The sequence below is a fragment of the Leptothermofonsia sp. ETS-13 genome, from assembly GCF_049200465.1.
Lineage (GTDB): Bacteria > Cyanobacteriota > Cyanobacteriia > Leptolyngbyales > Leptolyngbyaceae > Leptothermofonsia.
The window spans coordinates 2,940,660-2,958,076 of record NZ_CP120836.1 but is presented as its reverse complement, the minus strand read 5'-3'; the positions used below and the strand labels follow the sequence as shown (position 1 = coordinate 2,958,076).

Below are 17,417 nucleotides of genomic sequence, written 5' to 3'. Positions count from 1 at the left end.
TCGCTTCAAACAATGGATATTGTGGAGTTTTTTCAACTCAGTAGTGGGAAATGGTTTTCCCACCGCACCAGTCACCTGCTGTCAACCAACCAATCAGAGGGCGGCAAGTCAGAAGTTCAAATTGAGATGTTAGCGAATACAGACTCTGAGGTGACCCGGCTCTGTGAGCAATACAAGATTGCCCCTGAAATGGTCACCTGTGGTATTCGGGTACGCTGGAATGGTGGGTTAGAAGGTCAGGGAAAGCAATCGGGGACTACGGTGCTGGTGGCGATCGCAGACCCCGAAAAGCCTAATCAAGGCAAACTGCTGCGCCAAACTGAAGATGCCAATCACCTGTCCCCAGGGCGATATATCGTCGGTGAAGACGATGCTCTAACTCTAATTACTGAAGATGGACCTATTTTGTCAGAAGAGCGGCTGTGGTTCGCCAGCCCCAACCTCCGGCTGCGGGCTGGTATTGTGAAGCAAGCTAACGGCTTCAGCGCCGCTTCTTTTTTGCTCAGAAATTCGGATGGGAGTGACAAAACCCGCGCAGTAGAAGGCAAGAGGGGTAAGGAGTGAAGGAGTGGGAGGGTGGAGGGGTAGGGAGTAGATGGGTGGAGGGGTGATGGGGAAAACTTGGGGGCTACCCTCTCACTCATCTACCCATCGGCCCGTCCGGCGTTGCTGAATTTGGGTATGAAATAGGGTACTGTATGCTCGAAACCTCGTTTCGATTCATATAGCGGTAGTCATTGTGGTTAGGACGGGGTGCAGGGGTGGAAGGTTTATACTCCCGTCCACATCCACGTAAAATCCTGGTAGTCATTGTGGTTAGGACGGGGTGCAGGGGTGGAACCCCTGGCTGGGGGCTTCGCCCCCACTCCCTCCCTAATTCCAATGTCCTAACGCACCTGCGTAGAGCTATACTGCTTTTCAGCAACGCCCCCCGTCCCCCCCCTCACTTCCCAAAGAGTGGGCAACGGCTTTGAGCTTGGTATAAAAGTCTGAGGTTTCGGAGAGGGGGGTGAACTGGTGAATAGGGTGTTTACTGGCGGAACTGACTAACCAGTTGGGCTGGTAGAGAGTGGTCAGATGTAGTCTCAATTTGGGTTTCAGGGATTTGTTGGATAATCCCAGACAGGGAAGCAGAACTTTGGGATTGGAGAAGTCAGCAAGTTGTTGAAGGCGTTCAATTTTGGTTTGCCCCCTGGCATGGCGAATCGGTTGAATTAGGGAGCTGATTCCCATTTGCAATGGGAGTGGCTAAATCGACGGTGTCAACAGGATCAGGTGGGGTTTGGATCGTACTTTCTACATGGGCAACTTTAGCTGTATCTGTTGGGGGTTGAGGGGAGGAAGCCGTTTTTGTAAGGGGGGCGATCGCTTCCAGTAAACTACCAGAACTACTTTGAGCAAATTGAGTATTTTCAGGAGTTCCATCGCCAGAGGCCGATTGAGGAGATGATGGATCATCCGTAGCAGGCTGGACTGGCTGCATAGAAACGGAGCGCTCTTCAGCGACAGGTTGAGGAGACTCTGCTGAGTGAGGCTGAGAAAAAGGAAGGATTGGTTCAACAGGCTGAAATGGGATCCGTTGGTACAGTAAGCCAGGATTCAGTGAGGAAGATGACTGGCTGTCATCCTCACTCGAAGACAGCAGATTACGGGGAAAGCGATCGCAAACCAACCGTTCAAATTCGTGATTAAAGTGGTACAGCGGTTGCCCCCGGCGTTGCCAGAGTGCCAGAATCTGCCCCACGGAGATAGCCTTATAGCGTCCCTGGTAAAGAGCTTCGACGATCGCCAACCGCACCCAGTTAATCGAATAACGCTTTAACCACTGAGCCAGCAGTTGTTCAATCGTTTCATGTTCCAGTTCAAAGCCATAGTGCCGCAGCAAATTAACTGCATAAACGGTCGCAGTGTTATCTGGCCCTGTGGAGCCTTTTACCAGTTCTGTCATAAGTCCTCCCTACGACAGAGTAAGGATTCCGCACTCAACCTTCAAAACCTTCTAGCAGTGATACAAAACAGCTCAGTGTCTACCCCCAAGTTTAGTTCAATCTTTTGAGGGCGATGAACCCTGTTGCATCTGTTTAATTAAGTTTGGCATTAGTCACGAATGCGGCGGATTCCCGTTTCGACTGGCTCCACATCTGACCCAGCAAATGGTTCGGTGCCACCTACCCAGTTAAAGTCGCTGATACGCAAACCCAGGGAACCGATTTCCAGTATTGGGTTATATCGGAGGATAATGCCGTAAGCCCGACGGCTGTATTCCAGAATAAAGTCGGTGCTGATCTCGCTGCGGGTGTTGAGGTTGATAGCAGTCTGTACGGTGAAACGAATTGGTCCATAGATTTGCTGGGTGATGCCTCCCAGCAGAACCTGATCATCGACGACACGATCAAACAGAAAGGGGGATTGCCCGCGCCCAACCACCTGGATATAGGTCAAGCTAAAGGCAGTGTAATCAAAGAAGGGTCTTGAAAAGTGCCCAAACTGACCATAGAGACCAACGCTACCGATCAGATTATTTTGATTGTCTCCGTTGGTGTAGACACCTGTAACGCCTGTTAAACTAACCCCGGCGCTAATGTAGGGCACGATGGGAACTGGGGAATACTTTAGCCCTGCTTCTGGGGTTGCTGGGAGGGGTTTCCCTTGCCAGAGATTGAAGCCACGACTGAGGGCCACACTGGCTTGAAAACGGCCCAAATCCGTCCGGTTGTTGTCACGAATGGGTTCAAGCAGATCCAGGCGATCGGTGTCGGCGTTAATGTACTGAAACCCTGCCTGGTAGGTCATAACGATACCAGTATTGCCCAGGTTGATGCGAGGAGACAGCAGCAGTGCTCCCAAACTGGTTTGAACGGTTTGGAATCCCAGCGAGCCATTGAACAGGCGATCGCGATAGCTATACTCCAACGCCAGGGTGTGGTCACCAACAAACTGGCTGGCGCGAATGCTGGCCCGCAACTCATCCCCAAACTTCTTGACATCCAGGCTGGTTAACGAGGCAAACCCTCTCAGGGTAGTCCTTGGGCCAATCGTATAGGTCAGCCGACCAATCACCCCAAAGTTATCTGGGTCAACCAGGCTATCACTGTCAAACACCATTCGTTGAAGGTAAATTTGGGGGGTGACGGTCAGCCGCAGTTGCGGGGTTGCGATGACTTCGGAGGGGCGCTGTATAAACAAACCACCCCGTTCTTCTTCATCAAAGCCAAACTGCACCAGGGGAGGCTGCCGCTCACTGCGGTCAATGATGGTGCGGGAAAGAGGGATGGGAATGGTGACCCGCTGGTCGAATATTAAGCGAGGACGGGTTGCTCGCAATTCATCCCGTAAGGGGGAAAGCCGAGTCAGAGTTGCCTGATCTGCCTTCAGGAGCAGTTGGGGTGGCGAAAAGGGGTCATTGGTGATCTGGATATTTCTGGCAACCCACCCTTCTGGGGTAAAGTCAATTTGCTCGGCTTCAAACCGCAAGCGCCTGACCTGTCCACCGCGGGGAATGGCTCCGGGTACTCGCCCAACGTCTCGCCCGACCCCAATTCCCACCGAAGCTCCACCCGCGCCTTGAACCTGTAGGGGCTGGGCCTGGGTGATGCGATCGCTAACCGGACGCCCCAGAGGTGTGGCGGCTCCCACATCACTGGGGGCAGCGGTCGCAAAATCAGTACTGGAAGACTCAATATTGATCTCGCCGCGGGCGTTTTGAATTGTTCCCACTCCTTGAACGAAGTTGTACTCCATCCGCTGTCCGCGCAATACCTGTCCACCCCGTGTCAGGGCAACGTTTCCTTCTGCAACGGCAATGCGGTTGCCCAGGTTGACCTGTAATCGATCTGCGTCTAGTAAGCCGTTCTCAAACCGCATCGTAACCTTGCCTTCAGCCGTAAAGATGCGGCGATTCTGGTCATATTCCTGGCGATCAGCGGTAAGCTCAATCACTCTCGGCTTTTTTCCATCTGGGGGTGGAGCCCCACCAGGAACCTCATCGGGTCGTTTTCTGTCAGGTACCGTTTGGGGAAAGGAAAAAACAGGCCCTGTATCTTCCGACGTGGGGCGGCGATCGCGATCCGGAATCGGTAAAATAAATGGCTCGGAGGGTTCAGCCCGCTGTGACTGAAGGTCCAGCTTCATCAGACGGGTATCAATCGTGAGGCTAGAGGAACCCAGATCATCTGAAAGTTTGTCTGCCACGATAGATTCGCTCAAGCCGTTCATTATATCGACTTCATGCCTGGCAGATGGCCTCTGGGTTAAACCGGATAGGGAGTAGAAGCTGGGTGCTGCGGACGCTTTCCGCACCTCAACGTTGGAACTAGCCAGAACAGGCTGCGAAATTTTGCTATTGGGATCAAATTTGATAGCAGTTTTGGGGTGAGGGGCGATCGCTGCCGGCAACGATTCTGTTTTTGTTACCGGCTGAGCAGTTCTCAAATAACCAGCGGCAGTTGCTTCCCCCAACAGTTCGGCACGGGACTCTCCCCCCTGTTTGACAAAATCATCTTTTAGCAGAGGAGCCGCCGAAAATTCAGGAGCAATTTCAGGAGTCTCAAGCGTTGGCAGGTTACCTATGCCTGGCTTCAGAGGCTGATAAGGAGCGGCTTCAGAAGCTGTCACAGGTGAAGCGTTAGAATGGCTGACATCCTCAGCAAAAGGAGTAACAACTGTTGGAGGGGGTCCGGGTGGCGAAGCCAAATAGGGCATAGATTAGCGAAATAACACGAACAGACAGCCTGCGGTAGATGCAATTCCAGGAGCGGCAATGCCTCATGACGATATAGAGGCAGCAGAATGCTGCTGCCCCCTGTTCTAGCATCAAAAGATTCTAGTAGTTTGTCACCTTTTAAGTTGATGGATAGGACTTGGTTGGAGAAGTTAATTTTTTAAGAGATTACATCTCTTAAAAAAAGATTGACAGACCACTAGCCGCTTCTGCCTATTCCAGATCTCTCCGCTTGGGATTTCTAGCAGGGTCATTTGAAAGAAATCCAAAAACAAAGAGGGCAACAAAAAAGGTAATCACAAGATAGACAACGATTTTGAGCGTAAGCATACCGAATATCTCCAGAAGTATCAAAAAGTTAGGGAATTGCCGGGAGGACAAATCACTCTCGGATGGCTCTCCTAATCATACAGAAATGCTGTTCCGTTTTTGACGGCCCTTATGGCTCCTTATTCAGCCAATTCAGCAGCCAGTTCCAGAGGATCGTCACCCACTTCTCTAGCCAGAGCAAGAATCGATCCAACCATCTCATCACTTTTTCCAGCGGACTCAGGGCATAACCAATTGGGATCGCATCAGCTTCCAGATAGTCTGGGAATTCATCTCCTTGAAGAAATTGGGTGGGGTTGAAGGATGGTGAAACTTCGCCCGGCACTTTGAGAGAGGGGAGGGAAGCAAAAGGATTGGATAATGCGGTTGACAGATTGAAGGGTAAGGAGGCCGACATGGATGCCAACGCTCCGCCGGGGAAAAGTGAATTGAAATCTGGACCCAGCGAATTTTGAAATGGGAGGGCAGGTAAAACCGGTGCAGCAGGTAAGGATACAGCTTTTCGGCGTTCCTGTGCCATTGCAAGGGAGGCTTCCTGGAACAGGTTGGTGGCGATCGCGATCGGGCTGAACTGCACCCACGCCATCAACTTCTGGAATAAACGGACGGGCAGCAGTACATGGGGATTATCTGAAGTTGGGCGGCTGCGCAGCATCTGCCGGGTTGCCTGCCGCAAACGTAGATAGCGCCCATAGTGGGCCGTTTCCCAGGCAATCTTCTGGCGAAGCTGAACTTGCTGTTCCGAAGTCAAAACATCTAGCACCTGATTTTGATTTGTAACCAGTACCAGCGCTTGACTCTCCAACAGACTAGCAATTCCCCGCACAAAAACCTTAGTCTGGGTGATTGCTGCCGCCGCCGGATGAGAAAGCGGCCCCCGACTGGTTGTTGTCAACTCCGCTGATGCAACCGTCAACTCCCCTCCCAGGTCTGCTTTGGGTTGCCTGCCTGCTAACTTCAACAACCAGGAACGCAGAGTCGTTACAACCAGACGTTTCATTGAACGAAAGCCCAATGGAGACGTGGACGGCTCCTCCAGACGAGATTCTGTCAATGTCTCCTTCGGTTCCACCAGCACAGGTAAATCCACTGGCAACGAGAAATTGCTGACTGTTAGCAGAGCTTGTTGAATCGGAGTTTCTGCTGTTAGCGATGTTGAAGGCTGAAGGGCTGTTTTTTCAAAATTTTGAGATTTCCGGATAGGGGCATAATCTAACGCCCATGCTTGCAAAGTTGGCAGGCCCAATCCCACTGCTTGCTGAATTTGAGTACCAACCAACCGAATTGACTGAAAGACAAAGTAAACCGGATAGAGGGCCACCTGAACTGTCCAGATTGTAGAAACCTTGAAACGCCTTAGCGCCGTACTCGCTCGATCAATCCACTGTCTGGTTTGCCGCAAAATACCGCTGAGAACTTGGCTTTGATAGGGACCCGGCTGTTGAAGAGACATGGCAGTTTTGGGCATCAAAACGAATTTGAGATTATTCTACAGGAGAAGGGGGGTGAGGGATCAGGGGAGTCAGGAATGAAGAGAGATGGGAGGATGGGGTGAATGGGGTGGTAGGGTGATGGCGTAGATGAGTAGACGGGAAAGAGGTTCAGATCATGGCTGATCAAGAGGCTATTCTTGCAATGAGGGCAATGAGGCTCTGACTCCTTGAAACCCTGATTCCTTCGACCCCCTTGCCAGGATTACCACAAAAAATTTGACAAACCCCTGATCAACCCTCCCCCGCGGCTCTTTCCTCTTTCGTCTCAATTCCCCAGATCCTCCTGCCCCCTGGCTTCCCCCCACTCTCCAATCTCCTTCTAAAGTTCCTGGCCACTGAACAACACGAAAGCGTATACTAGTCTAGCTTTCCAGCAAAAAGAATCATTTTGGGTATTGATCTCCGTAGCTACGTTTATATTGACCGGCTTCAACCGCAGCATGCTGCCTATTTAGGAACTGTTGCGATCGGGTTTTTGCCCCTTCCTGGCGATGCTTCCCTATGGATAGAAGTTTCTCCAGGGATTGAAATCAACCGAATTACGGATGTCGCCCTCAAAGCTGCCGTAGTGCGTCCGGGGGTGCTGGTGGTTGAGCGGCTTTATGGATTGCTCGAAATCCATTCCAGTAACCAGGGAGAAACGCAGGCAGCGGGGCGGGCCATTCTGGCGGCGTTGGGAGTCCGTCGCCAGGATTGTCGTAAGCCGAAGGTTCTTTCCAGCCAGATCATCCGTAACATTGATCCCCACCATGCTCAGTTAATCAACCGCAATCGACGGGGACAGATGATCACCTCAGGACAAACCCTTTATGTGTTTGAGGTTGAACCTGCTGCCTACGCATCGCTGGCGGCTAATGAAGCCGAAAAAGCTGCCATGATCAACATTCTCCAAATCTCAGCTGTTGGTAGCTTTGGGCGACTTTACCTGGGTGGGGAAGAACGGGATATCATTGCAGCATCCAGGGCAGTTCTGGAAACAATGGAAATGGCACCCGGTCGAGATGATGGTTTAGACATCCGCAGGGAATAGAGACATGGCAAAGATAGAGCATCTTGCACTGCTACAGCAGGGTGCCCTTCAGTGGAAGGAGTGGCGATCTGCAAACTCATCGATACAACCTGACCTCAGCCAGGCTGACTTGAGTCGAATGGACTTGTCGGGTTTTGATTTGAGCCATGCCAACCTGCGGGAAGCGAATCTTTGGGAAGCCCAGCTTGTGGGTACAGATTTGACAGGGGCGATGCTGCAAAAGGTGAATTTGAGCCATGCGAATTTGACCGATGCGATTCTGAACCAGGCTGAACTTGCTCATGCCATGCTTGCCTGGGCTGATTTGACGGGAGCTGAACTGTGCGATACCCGTTTGATTGGGGCTGATTTACGGAGAGTCAGTCTGCGTGAAGCCAATCTTTGCCGTGCCAATCTGGTTGGAACTGAAATTTGGGGAGTGAATTTGCAGGAAGCAGATTTATGTGGCGCTGATTTGCGGCGAACCAACCTCAGTAGAGCAGTGCTGATTGCTGCAAATTTGAGCGATGCCAATTGCGATCGCACCAACTTTTACCAGGCAGAACTCAACCAGGCTCATCTCTACTGCACAGTTTTACATGGAGCCAATTTGCAAGAAGCAAATTGCACCGGAGCCTATCTCTACAATGCCGATCTCAGCGAGGCAATCCTTTCCGAGGCAAACTTCTCCTGGGCCAACCTGACCCAGGCCAACCTGACCCAGGCAGAGTTACGAGCCACAAACCTACGTGGTGCAAAACTGAGGCGAGCAGACTTGAGTAAAGCCGACTTAACCGATGCCAACCTGCGCGGAGCCGATCTTAACAAAGCGAATCTGACCGCCACCATTCTTACCAATGCCGAGTTAAGCGACACTAACTTGAGGCAGCCGCTTCCTGAGAAGATTACCTGATCGGAATAAAAGGGAAAAATGTCTTAATAAATTTACGCAGGCGAAGTAAGCCGATATTTCGCCTGATTCTAGGGGAAAGCTCAATTTTTTCTGGAGGCGCAGCAGATAATTCTGCCTGAAGTTGGGCGTATTCTGTAGCAGTTAGGGGACTGCCATCGATGGGCGATCGCGCCCCTGTGATGATCTCTGCCCGCAGCACTTCCTCTGGAATGTCCTCTCGGGCTGGCAATGCTTCAGCGGAGGCCATTCCCAACCAAAACACACCCATTGACAGCGAGAAAATTTTGATCATGGTAAGTAGGTGGCCGTAATTAATTGTCAAGGGGGGAGTGGGGGCTGCGACCCCAGGCAGGGGATTTCACCCCCTCCACCCCCGAAATTATCCTTAATTTAATTGCGCCTAGCTACTTAGAACTTCGATAGGGGCAGACCAGGATGCCGGGTGAAGTAGACCTGGATAGTTCTCCCAGCTTGCCGGTGAAAGAGCTGCGCAGGCAACTCTTTCACCCCAAACAGAATCCCTGAAGTATTGATCTTGTTTTAGTAATAAGCTTTTTCTATTACCAAAATTTCAGGAGAGCCAGATTAAGGACTATATTAGGCTCTGCTGAAAAACAGTATGAATCGAAACGAAGTTTCGAGCATACAGCATCCATTTCATACCCAGATTCAGCAATGCCCCATATTAATCAATTATTAGGTCGGCAGTGGATATGAACTCGGTGAGTGATCAGGTGCAAGGGCGACAAAATATTAATCACAGGGACTTTTCATGGCATTTTTGGCCGCTTCTGCCCCTCTACCCCTTTGGTAAGCGGCAAACCCTTCGTCAGGAAGTGGTCAAGGGGACAATCTGGACATTTGAGCAGGTTCAAGGAATTTTGTATGTCGTTGTCCCCATTCGCATGACGGTAGTGAAGCTGGATGCAGGAGGGTTGCTGGTCTATTCGCCGGTTGCGCCAACTCCAGAATGCATCCGGCTAGTTAACGAGTTGGTTGAAGTCCATGGGGATGTGAAGTACATCATCCTGCCGACCATTTCAGGCCTGGAACATAAGGTTTTCGTAGGCCCCTTTGCCAGAAGCTTTCCCAAAGCCCAGGTTTTTGTTGCGCCAAACCAGTGGAGTTTCCCGCTTCAGTTGCCGCTGAGCTGGTTGGGTTTTCCGTTGGGACGCACCCACATACTACCGGAAGACAGTACCCAGGCTCCTTTTGGGGATGAGTTTGACTATGCAATGCTGGGGCCCATCCATTTAGGACCGGGAACATTTGAAGAAATTGTCTTTTTCCATCGGCGATCGCGCACACTGCTGGTGACCGACTCCGTGGTCTCAGTGCCTGAGGAACCACCTCAAATTGTGCAACTGGATCCCTACCCCCTACTCTTTCACGCAAAGGATGAAGTGTTTGATCAGGTCGAAGATAGCAAAGCAAGCCGCAGGAAAGGGTGGCAACGTATTTCCCTGTTTGCGCTTTACTTTCGTCCCAGTGCTGTGGAAACCATTCCATTAAGTCAGGCGTTTCGCGATGCTCAGAATGCCCCAGATCGTTCTAAAAGAGCTTATTTTGGATTGTTTCCATTTAAGTGGAAAAAGAACTGGCACCTATCGTTTGAAGCGCTGCGTGGCGGTGGCCGCCTTTTTGTTGCCCCCATTTTACAAACCTTGATCTTGAACCGGGCTCCCCAGGAGACTCTGGACTGGGCGTATCACGTTGCAACCTGGAATTTTCATCGCATTATCCCCTGCCATTTCGATGCCCCGATTGAAGCAACCCCGCAACAGTTTCGTCAGGCATTTTCCTTCCTTCAAAAGAAAGAATCTGGAGACGGACCAGGCAATATTAATTTTCCTCTGCCAGAGGAAGACTTTGAGTTATTGAAGGAAATCGACGAGAAACTAAATCGCCGGGGCGTCGTACCGCCACCTAAGGAAAAAGTGTAATTCCTTGTCAAAGAAATCTAACAAAACATGTTTTTTGTAGCTTTAACTACAGAAAAGATTTTATAGTGAGAAAAGTAAGCAGTTGGTCAATGACGATTATTTCTATTTATTTCTAAAATGAACTATGCCTAGTGCATTTCACATTGATGATTTTGAGGCAAGGCATCAGGCAAATATGGTTACCTCGCTAAGGCATCGCCTGGAAGTTGCCAGAAACACCAATAATTTCCAATTGGTTGCTTTATTGGAGCGAGAGAAGAAGCAAATTGAAGCCGATGCGGTAGGTCAGGTAATGGTTTCTCCACGCTCCCGGTTGCAAAATTGGTGGAATAAATTGGTTGCAGCGATCGCCCACATCAGCGACTTACAAATCTGGCAAACCACCGATCGCTCTGGAGTAACCTGGTGGCACGCTCTTGATCCACGCACGGGTAAAGAAGTTTGCACTGATTCAGAAACTGAAATGCGGATCTGGATCGAAGAGAATTACTGGGAAGAATGAAAAGCGATTGGGCTATTGGTCAGTAGCCAGGGCGTAGAGGTTTTTTGATCAGCAGTTTACCTCTGCCTTCCATCTGTTTTTATAGCCTCAAGCATTCTGGTCAGGACAAGCGAGGGCGGGGGCGGTGCCCTCACAGCAGAGGTTTCACCCCTGGGCCTCATCACAATCCAAGTGCTTACTGCTATAAAACTTAGAGTTCAATTCCCCAACTTTTTCAGGAGGACTACCGCTCTTGAAAAAGTTGGGGAATCTTTTGCTGGAGAATTTTTTTAGGAACCGGGAGTACTGAAGCGTTTACTGACCCAACTAATGACCCCGCTGAGAATGGCACCTGCCATGAAGATGCCGATCGCGGGTGTAAAAACCGGCTCCCAAAGTTGGTACCAGAGGTCAAGACCAAGGGGGCACTCCAGCGCTACGACCAATGAGGGCAATCGCCAGCCAGAAAAAGCTAAGCAGCACCAAAAACAAATCTACCATCAAAGCCAGGTTCAACCACTGAAGAAGCTTATCTTTCATGATCAAATATTCATTACCGATAATTTAGCTAGAAACATTTTTGGCTCCTCTTCGTTTAAGAATTGTCCCATACCAATTTAACCAATTTTGACGGCAGATGCCTGATTGAGGGAGCCAGGCTGGTTGATGGATGCGGCTATTGAGCAACCAGCGACTGAAACGGCGTGGATGGCTTTGGGCGAATTTTGCTCGACTTCTCCTAGCTGTTTACGGGCATGTGCCATATCGATTGGCCAATCGACATACCAATCGACATAAATAATATCTGCCCCAGATTGGGACATCAGATGCAGGACACTAGCAGCACTGTCATGGACGCACAGAGCCAAGGGGGACATTGGGGTAAGTTGCTTTAATTTGCTGAACGACTTGTTGTTGGTAGGGCAAGGCAAACATTTCGTAATCTTCAGGCGTTAGGCGACCTGCCCAGGAATCGAAGATTTGAATCACCTGTGCACCACAATTAATTTGGTACTTGGCATAGGTAGCGATCGCCTCTGCCAGCTTCTTTAAGAACTGATGCAGCAGCGCAGGTTCCCGGAAGGCCATACTTTTGATCAAGCTATAGTCGACCGAATTTTTTCCTCCACGGCATAGGTTGCTAGCGTCCAGGGATCGCCCACACAGCCTAAAACGGTTGCCTGTCTTTTACTTCTCGACGCAAAGTGCTTAAAATTTGGCGGACAAACGGCAAGGTAATATCAGGATCCAACGGTGTTAAAGCATCGACTTGAGCTTGGGAAAGAATCGGTTGTCGGAGAATGGGACTTTGGCTTTCAATAATCTCGAAAGGAATGCCGATCCCAGGTAAGGGAGTGAGGATGTCAGAGAACATAATCACCCCATCGGGTTTGAAAGCATGGAAGGTTTGGAGAGAAATTTCCACTGTCAAATCAGGTGTTTTAGAACATTCCTGAAAAGATAGGTATTTCTGACGTGAATCACGATCAGCTTTCAGGTAGCGTTCCACCTGCCGCATAATCCGGGCTGGCAGATGCTCAGCGGATTCATTTCTAGCCGCTCGTAATAGGCGATCTCTGTTACTGGTCCGGAAACCCAATCAAGCAAGAGAGGATGTCAAGGTCACACAATTTCATTCAATAGGACTTATTCCAACTTTTCTAAGGCATCTCGCACATCAACCAGATGATTGTTAAATACCTCCAGGGCGGCATCCAAAGTCTTAAAAATGGCAGGGTCACGAATCGAGTAGAACACAAAGTTCCATTGCTTACGGCTAGTAACCAAGTTTCGGCTCCGTAATATGGCTAACTGCTGGGATATGGATGAGGGTTCGACTTCCGTGCGATCGGGTGGCAAAACTCGACTATCGGGTGTAATTCATGGGCTTGCCCTCGCAGTGATTGTGCTTACCTTAGCTCCCTTAGCAGCTCAAGTGCCTCTGGCAGCGCTAGCAGGCATTTCGATGGTGACGAGTGTTCGGATGATTGAATGGGAAGCGATCGGACTGTTGGTCAGAGCAACCTATTCTGACTTTGCAGTCATGATTCTTACCTGGGTAGTCACTATTTTCTTTGACTTGGTACTTGCGGTAGAAATTGGACTGATTGCGGCAGGAGCATTATTCATTAAACGGATGAGCGATCTCAATTTGGCTCGAATTCCTGAAACCGAAGTATTTCCACCGGGTGTGCCGCTTGAACTCAGTAAACAAATTGCAGTTTATCGGGTGGATGGACCCGTATTTTTTGGAGCTGCTGAGCGATTTGTCACCTTTCTGCGTGATGAGCCTGAAGTGAAGTATCTGATTTTGCGGATGCGATTTGTGCCCAACATGGACACGACTGGATTGGTTGCCTTGGAGGATATTTATCATGATTTGAAGCGACATGGATGTCGTCTCATTTTCACTGGGCTGCAACCTGAAGTACAAGCGTTGCTAGACCGGAGCGGATTGCTGGACAAGATTGGTAGAGAAAATTGCTTTGAGACGACAGATGCAGCTATTCGTGCCTTAATGCCAACAGCAATCAATTGTCCGCTTCCTCCAATTTCGACAAGTCCATCTGTTTCGTTTAGCCTATCAGAAAGATTTGTGGGCGCCAAAGATTAATTGTTATAGCTCTACGCGGGTGCATTAGGACATTGGAATTAGAGAGAGAGTGGGAGCTTCGCCCCCAGCCAGGGGTTCCACCCCTGCACCCCGTCCTAAGCCTGATGGCTATCGCTATATATCCCCAACTTCCTCGATGGGAAAAGAGGCGACTGGCTCCAGCGGACTCCCTCCCGGTTCCCGCCGTTTGGGGCCTAACTCCCCCAAATCCCCTGAAAGAGTCTAGCAATGGGTCTTCCAATCCAGCGCGACGAGAATCGGTCGAGCTTTCCTCCACTCCCCCAAGGTTCAGGTTCAAATTCTCACCGTAACAATGAAGTTTCGAGCATACAGCGCCTTTTCATACCCAGAATCAGCAACGCTATCTCTACGGTGTCAAACATAGAAGGATTCTTTGCCTGAGTGGCAACCGTATTTCTTGACCAGTGCTTTCAGATCCGTAGAGCGATCGAGCGAGATCCAGTCATTAACGGAACCTAGAAAACACCAGCGTTTAACGACAAATTCTCTGGTTTGGGCAGCCTGCAGCACAAATTGCATCATGGGAGAGTAGGAAAGGGATTGAGCGATCGCTTCTCGTATCCTGGCGGAATCTCTATCGGGGACAGATGACGCAATTTCCATCAAGGTGTCTATTTATTTGTACAAAACTCAAGGCAGGAATCGCTCTAGCGGACAGTCAATTGACGACAGGTATTAATTGGAAAAGAGGATGAAGAGACCAGCCAGATGTCTCCATTTCCATTCTGAATCCAACCTTGAGCTTCAATGATTGGGGAATTTGGAATTTGGGATTGAGTTGAATCGCTTGCCTGAGAACTGGAAACCGGGAACTGAGAACTGTTTCCGGCTTCCCTCTCTTCCCCTTCCAGTGTGATCCAATCCGCTACGATCGCTTCTCCCTGAAGCACAGCCATCGGGCTGGGTGGCAACCCTTCCCTTCCAGTCGCCACAAAAGAACTGGTAGACTGCGTGCCTCCCGGTCGGCAACCCTGAGCAATTTGGGTGGTTGGATCAACCAGATTGACCGGCAGAGGAGCCAGCCCCCGACTGGGATCCACATCAGGAGTATTGAGGGTAACCGTGCCACTGACGCCGAATTCAGAACTGGCAGTAATATCACTCAGGGGTGACAACCGCGGACGAAATTGCAATCCAAAGATTCCCTGAGCTGTTATCTCTACCCTGCCACCCCTCCCTGTGAAGGCATTTGCCGAGATGTCGCTGTTTTCTGAGGGAACCGCCACAATGAAGGGGGCATTAATGATAACATTGCCGCCATTGCCGCCTGCCTGATTGATTCCCGCCGTTGTGGAAATCTGGCTACTGTGCCTGAGGAGGAGCAAATTTTGTAACTGTAGTGTTATGTTTCCACCCTGGTTACTGGCCGTTTCGGCTGAAATGACGCCCCGATTATTCAGGGTCAGACTGCCTGCCTGAATTTGAATACTGCCACCCTGTCCACTTCCCTGGCTATCTACCGTAACCCTTGCCCCATCACGAATGGTCATTGTTACCGGGTTAATAAAGATACTGCCACCGTTGCCTGTCGAACCAGCGGTTGTGTTGGCGTACAGTCCACTGGCGGCCCCTTCATTTTCAAGGATATTGGTACCCAAGCGGGCGCGTCGCTCCTCATAGGTGGGGTCACTACCCGCCAGCAGGATCTGATCTGCAACATTCAGGACAATGTTGCCTGCCTGTCCACCGCTGCGAGTCGTTGTAATCACCTGTCCACCATTCACCCCTTCAAACTGATTGGCCTGGATGGTGACATTACCGCCCTTGTTGAAATTGAAGGTCTGGGTGTTGACTACCGCTCCATTCGCAACCCGGAAGAAATCAGTATTGACGGTAATTTCTCCTCCCCGTCCGGTTGCCTGACTCTCCGCATCGGTAAACAGTCCACTGGGTTCACCACCGGGAAATAATCTAATTGATACTCCGGTACCGTCTAAAGAGATTGATGCTCCGGTACCGTCTAAAGAGACCTGATCGCGAGCATCAACCAGGATATTGCCCGCATTCCCTTGTCCTGAAGTACTGGCGGATAAGCGAGAACCATTTGTGATGGACAACGACCTGGTGAACACCTGAATGTTCCCCCCTTCACCAACCCCATCGAGTGTGTTAACACCGCTAATTGCAGTGCCGTAGCGATCGAAGTGAACGCGATCGCTGGCGCGAATCACAATATTTGCGGCATCTCCCTGTCCGCGCGTGATAGTACCGATAGAAGCCCCATCGGTTACCAGCAGAGTCCCGGCGGTAATTTCAATATCTCCGGCCTTACCTGTGGCTCCTGGCAACACAATGCTCTGCGCTCCACCAAAACTATCGAAGCGAACCGTATTATCAACTCGAATGGTGATACCACCTGCATTGCCCTGCCCATTGGTACTTGCGACCAGTTGAGCATTGTTGATTAGAGACAGCGATCGCCCGGTAATCGTAATTCTGCCGCCATCTCCTACCCCTCCCGGAGAGACATTGGTGGAAACACCTGTAGTCCCGTTGAGAAGACTATCCCCTCTGTCAAACAAGACGGCATCGGTTGCTTGAATGATGATATCGCCTGCTCTTCCCTGTCCAAACGTATTGGTTCCCAAAAAAGAACTACTGGTTACCGATACCGATCGCGCCGTCACCGTAATTTTGCCACTATCCCCCACTGCACCAGAAGCCACTCCACTGATAGCGCTTCCCCTTTCACTAAACACGGCTGCATCGGTTGCCTGAATCGTGATATCGCCTGCCTTTCCCTGTCCAAACGTTGTAGTGGACAGACTACTGTTGCTGATAGAAAAGGATCCGCTGGTGATGGTGATGTGGCCACCCTTGCCAACTGATTCGCCTCCTACCGTATTGAGGATGAGACTGTCGGCGATCGCAACAGCCCCAGTTCCATTCAGATCAACATTTCCTGCCTGACTACCGACCATTCCCGAACCGGGTTCAATTCCCGCTAACACCTGGCTTTCTGAAATATTTAAATTTCCAGCATGGACTGCCAGACTGCCACCATCCCCAGCACTCACCGAAATTCGTGACCCGCTGGTAATCGAGACATTGGCGCGGGCGACACCCCCAGGAAACTGCAACCGCAAAGAATCGCCATTTACAATCAATCCCACTGTTCCAGATTTAGCCAGCCCACCCAATTCCACCCGGCGACCCGATGTTTGGAGTCGAATACCCTCCAGCGCCACATTGCCACCTACCAGCAGAAAGTCACCAAAGTCATTGGTTTGTCCGGCCAGGAGAAGGGAAGACTGTACAAGAATGCTTCTCGGCACGCCCGTAAAGCCCAGCCCAACTGGGGCTGTGACCGTCAGCAGGGGAGGAGTTTGGGGATTCGTTGCCCTGAACTGCGTGCCATCGGCAAAATTCAAGCTATTGGCAGTACTTGCCAGAAACGATCCACCAATGCTCAGGGCGGCATTCGGACCCATGATGATGCCGTTGGGATTCAGCAAAAATAAATTAGCGTTACCATTGGCGGCAATCAAACCATTAATGTGAGAGATAGAGGAGCCAGTTACACGGGTGATAATGGTTTGAATATTGGCTGCATTATTGAAGAAAGCGACCTGCCCGGTGGAAACGGAAAATTGCTCAAAACTGTGAAACAGATTGGTGCCCCGTCGCGCTCCCCCACTAATCACATCAATCGCAACTCCCGGAAAATTGAGGCGATTCACCGTCGAACTTTCAGCACCCAGGGTAGTGTCCTGGACAACCTGAGCGATCGTTCCCTTTCCACAAGAAATGCACCCGATTGCTAAAACCACCGCTAGCCCCAACCGCCGCTGCCATTGATAGCCCCACACCATGTTGGTCACCCTGCCACCTGGACTTTCAATCATCCTACTAGCAGAGCAAACAGATGGGATCAACGATTGATGTATTCCTTA

At 50.5% G+C, this 17,417-nt stretch carries 15 protein-coding genes and 1 pseudogene; 6 read left to right on the top strand and 10 right to left on the bottom strand.

What is annotated here, in order from left to right:
• Window positions 1–12 precede the first annotated feature (12 nt).
• A complete protein-coding gene (locus tag P4D80_RS13490; RefSeq protein WP_421654518.1) occupies window positions 13–564 on the top strand; it encodes a phycobiliprotein lyase in 552 nt (183 codons plus the stop codon).
• Between the two features lie 610 nt (window positions 565–1,174).
• Here P4D80_RS13490 and P4D80_RS13485 read toward each other — a convergent pair.
• From P4D80_RS13485 to P4D80_RS13470, 4 genes are all read right to left on the bottom strand, one after another.
• Window positions 1,175–1,948, bottom strand: a complete 774-nt coding sequence (locus tag P4D80_RS13485; RefSeq protein WP_421654517.1) for a hypothetical protein — start codon at window positions 1,946–1,948, stop codon at window positions 1,175–1,177.
• 149 nt (window positions 1,949–2,097) lie between these two features.
• Window positions 2,098–4,701 (bottom strand): DUF3769 domain-containing protein, encoded by a 2,604-nt coding sequence (locus P4D80_RS13480; RefSeq protein ID WP_421654515.1) that lies wholly within the window; start codon window positions 4,699–4,701, stop codon window positions 2,098–2,100.
• 232 nt (window positions 4,702–4,933) lie between these two features.
• On the bottom strand, window positions 4,934–5,050 hold the full coding sequence (locus tag P4D80_RS13475) for a photosystem II reaction center protein I (RefSeq protein ID WP_421654514.1): 117 nt from the start codon (window positions 5,048–5,050) through the stop codon (window positions 4,934–4,936).
• Between the two features lie 109 nt (window positions 5,051–5,159).
• Window positions 5,160–6,503 carry a hypothetical protein gene (locus P4D80_RS13470; RefSeq protein WP_421654513.1) on the bottom strand — a complete coding sequence of 448 codons (1,344 nt, stop codon included), beginning with the start codon at window positions 6,501–6,503 and terminating at the stop codon, window positions 5,160–5,162.
• A 428-nt stretch (window positions 6,504–6,931) separates the two neighbouring features.
• Here P4D80_RS13470 and P4D80_RS13465 point away from each other — a divergent pair, with 428 nt between their 5' ends.
• Window positions 6,932–7,573 (top strand): hypothetical protein, encoded by a 642-nt coding sequence (locus P4D80_RS13465; protein ID WP_421654512.1) that lies wholly within the window; start codon window positions 6,932–6,934, stop codon window positions 7,571–7,573.
• A gap of 4 nt (window positions 7,574–7,577) precedes the next feature.
• Window positions 7,578–8,465 (top strand): pentapeptide repeat-containing protein, encoded by an 888-nt coding sequence (locus P4D80_RS13460; RefSeq protein WP_421654511.1) that lies wholly within the window; start codon window positions 7,578–7,580, stop codon window positions 8,463–8,465.
• On the opposite strand, the gene P4D80_RS13455 is transcribed toward P4D80_RS13460, so the two are convergent.
• A complete protein-coding gene (locus P4D80_RS13455; RefSeq protein WP_421654510.1) occupies window positions 8,458–8,757 on the bottom strand; it encodes a hypothetical protein in 300 nt (99 codons plus the stop codon). The genes P4D80_RS13460 and P4D80_RS13455 overlap by 8 nt on opposite strands.
• 421 nt (window positions 8,758–9,178) lie before the next feature.
• Here P4D80_RS13455 and P4D80_RS13450 point away from each other — a divergent pair, with 421 nt between their 5' ends.
• A complete protein-coding gene (locus tag P4D80_RS13450) occupies window positions 9,179–10,408 on the top strand; it encodes a DUF4336 domain-containing protein (RefSeq protein ID WP_421654509.1) in 1,230 nt (409 codons plus the stop codon).
• A 124-nt stretch (window positions 10,409–10,532) separates the two neighbouring features.
• On the top strand, window positions 10,533–10,910 hold the full coding sequence (locus P4D80_RS13445) for a hypothetical protein (protein ID WP_421654508.1): 378 nt from the start codon (window positions 10,533–10,535) through the stop codon (window positions 10,908–10,910).
• Between the two features lie 390 nt (window positions 10,911–11,300).
• Here the strand turns inward: P4D80_RS13445 and P4D80_RS13440 are convergent, their stop codons facing one another.
• The 3 genes and pseudogenes from P4D80_RS13440 to P4D80_RS13430 form a co-directional block, all read right to left on the bottom strand.
• Window positions 11,301–11,429: a hypothetical protein gene (locus tag P4D80_RS13440; RefSeq protein WP_421654507.1), complete on the bottom strand. Its 129-nt coding sequence runs from the start codon at window positions 11,427–11,429 to the stop codon at window positions 11,301–11,303.
• A 194-nt stretch (window positions 11,430–11,623) separates the two neighbouring features.
• Window positions 11,624–12,489: pseudogene (locus P4D80_RS13435) on the bottom strand (uroporphyrinogen decarboxylase family protein); the annotation flags it as partial.
• Window positions 12,490–12,536: 47 nt separating this feature from the next.
• Complete coding sequence (locus P4D80_RS13430; protein ID WP_421654506.1) at window positions 12,537–12,677, bottom strand: hypothetical protein; 141 nt, start codon at window positions 12,675–12,677, stop codon at window positions 12,537–12,539.
• Between the two features lie 16 nt (window positions 12,678–12,693).
• On the opposite strand from P4D80_RS13430, the gene P4D80_RS13425 reads away from it, so the two are divergent.
• A complete protein-coding gene (locus tag P4D80_RS13425; RefSeq protein ID WP_421654505.1) occupies window positions 12,694–13,503 on the top strand; it encodes a SulP family inorganic anion transporter in 810 nt (269 codons plus the stop codon).
• A 375-nt stretch (window positions 13,504–13,878) separates the two neighbouring features.
• On the opposite strand, the gene P4D80_RS13420 is transcribed toward P4D80_RS13425, so the two are convergent.
• Window positions 13,879–14,130: a hypothetical protein gene (locus tag P4D80_RS13420; RefSeq protein ID WP_421654504.1), complete on the bottom strand. Its 252-nt coding sequence runs from the start codon at window positions 14,128–14,130 to the stop codon at window positions 13,879–13,881.
• Between the two features lie 41 nt (window positions 14,131–14,171).
• On the bottom strand, window positions 14,172–17,369 hold the full coding sequence (locus P4D80_RS13415; RefSeq protein ID WP_421654503.1) for a filamentous hemagglutinin N-terminal domain-containing protein: 3,198 nt from the start codon (window positions 17,367–17,369) through the stop codon (window positions 14,172–14,174).
• Window positions 17,370–17,417 lie beyond the last annotated feature (48 nt).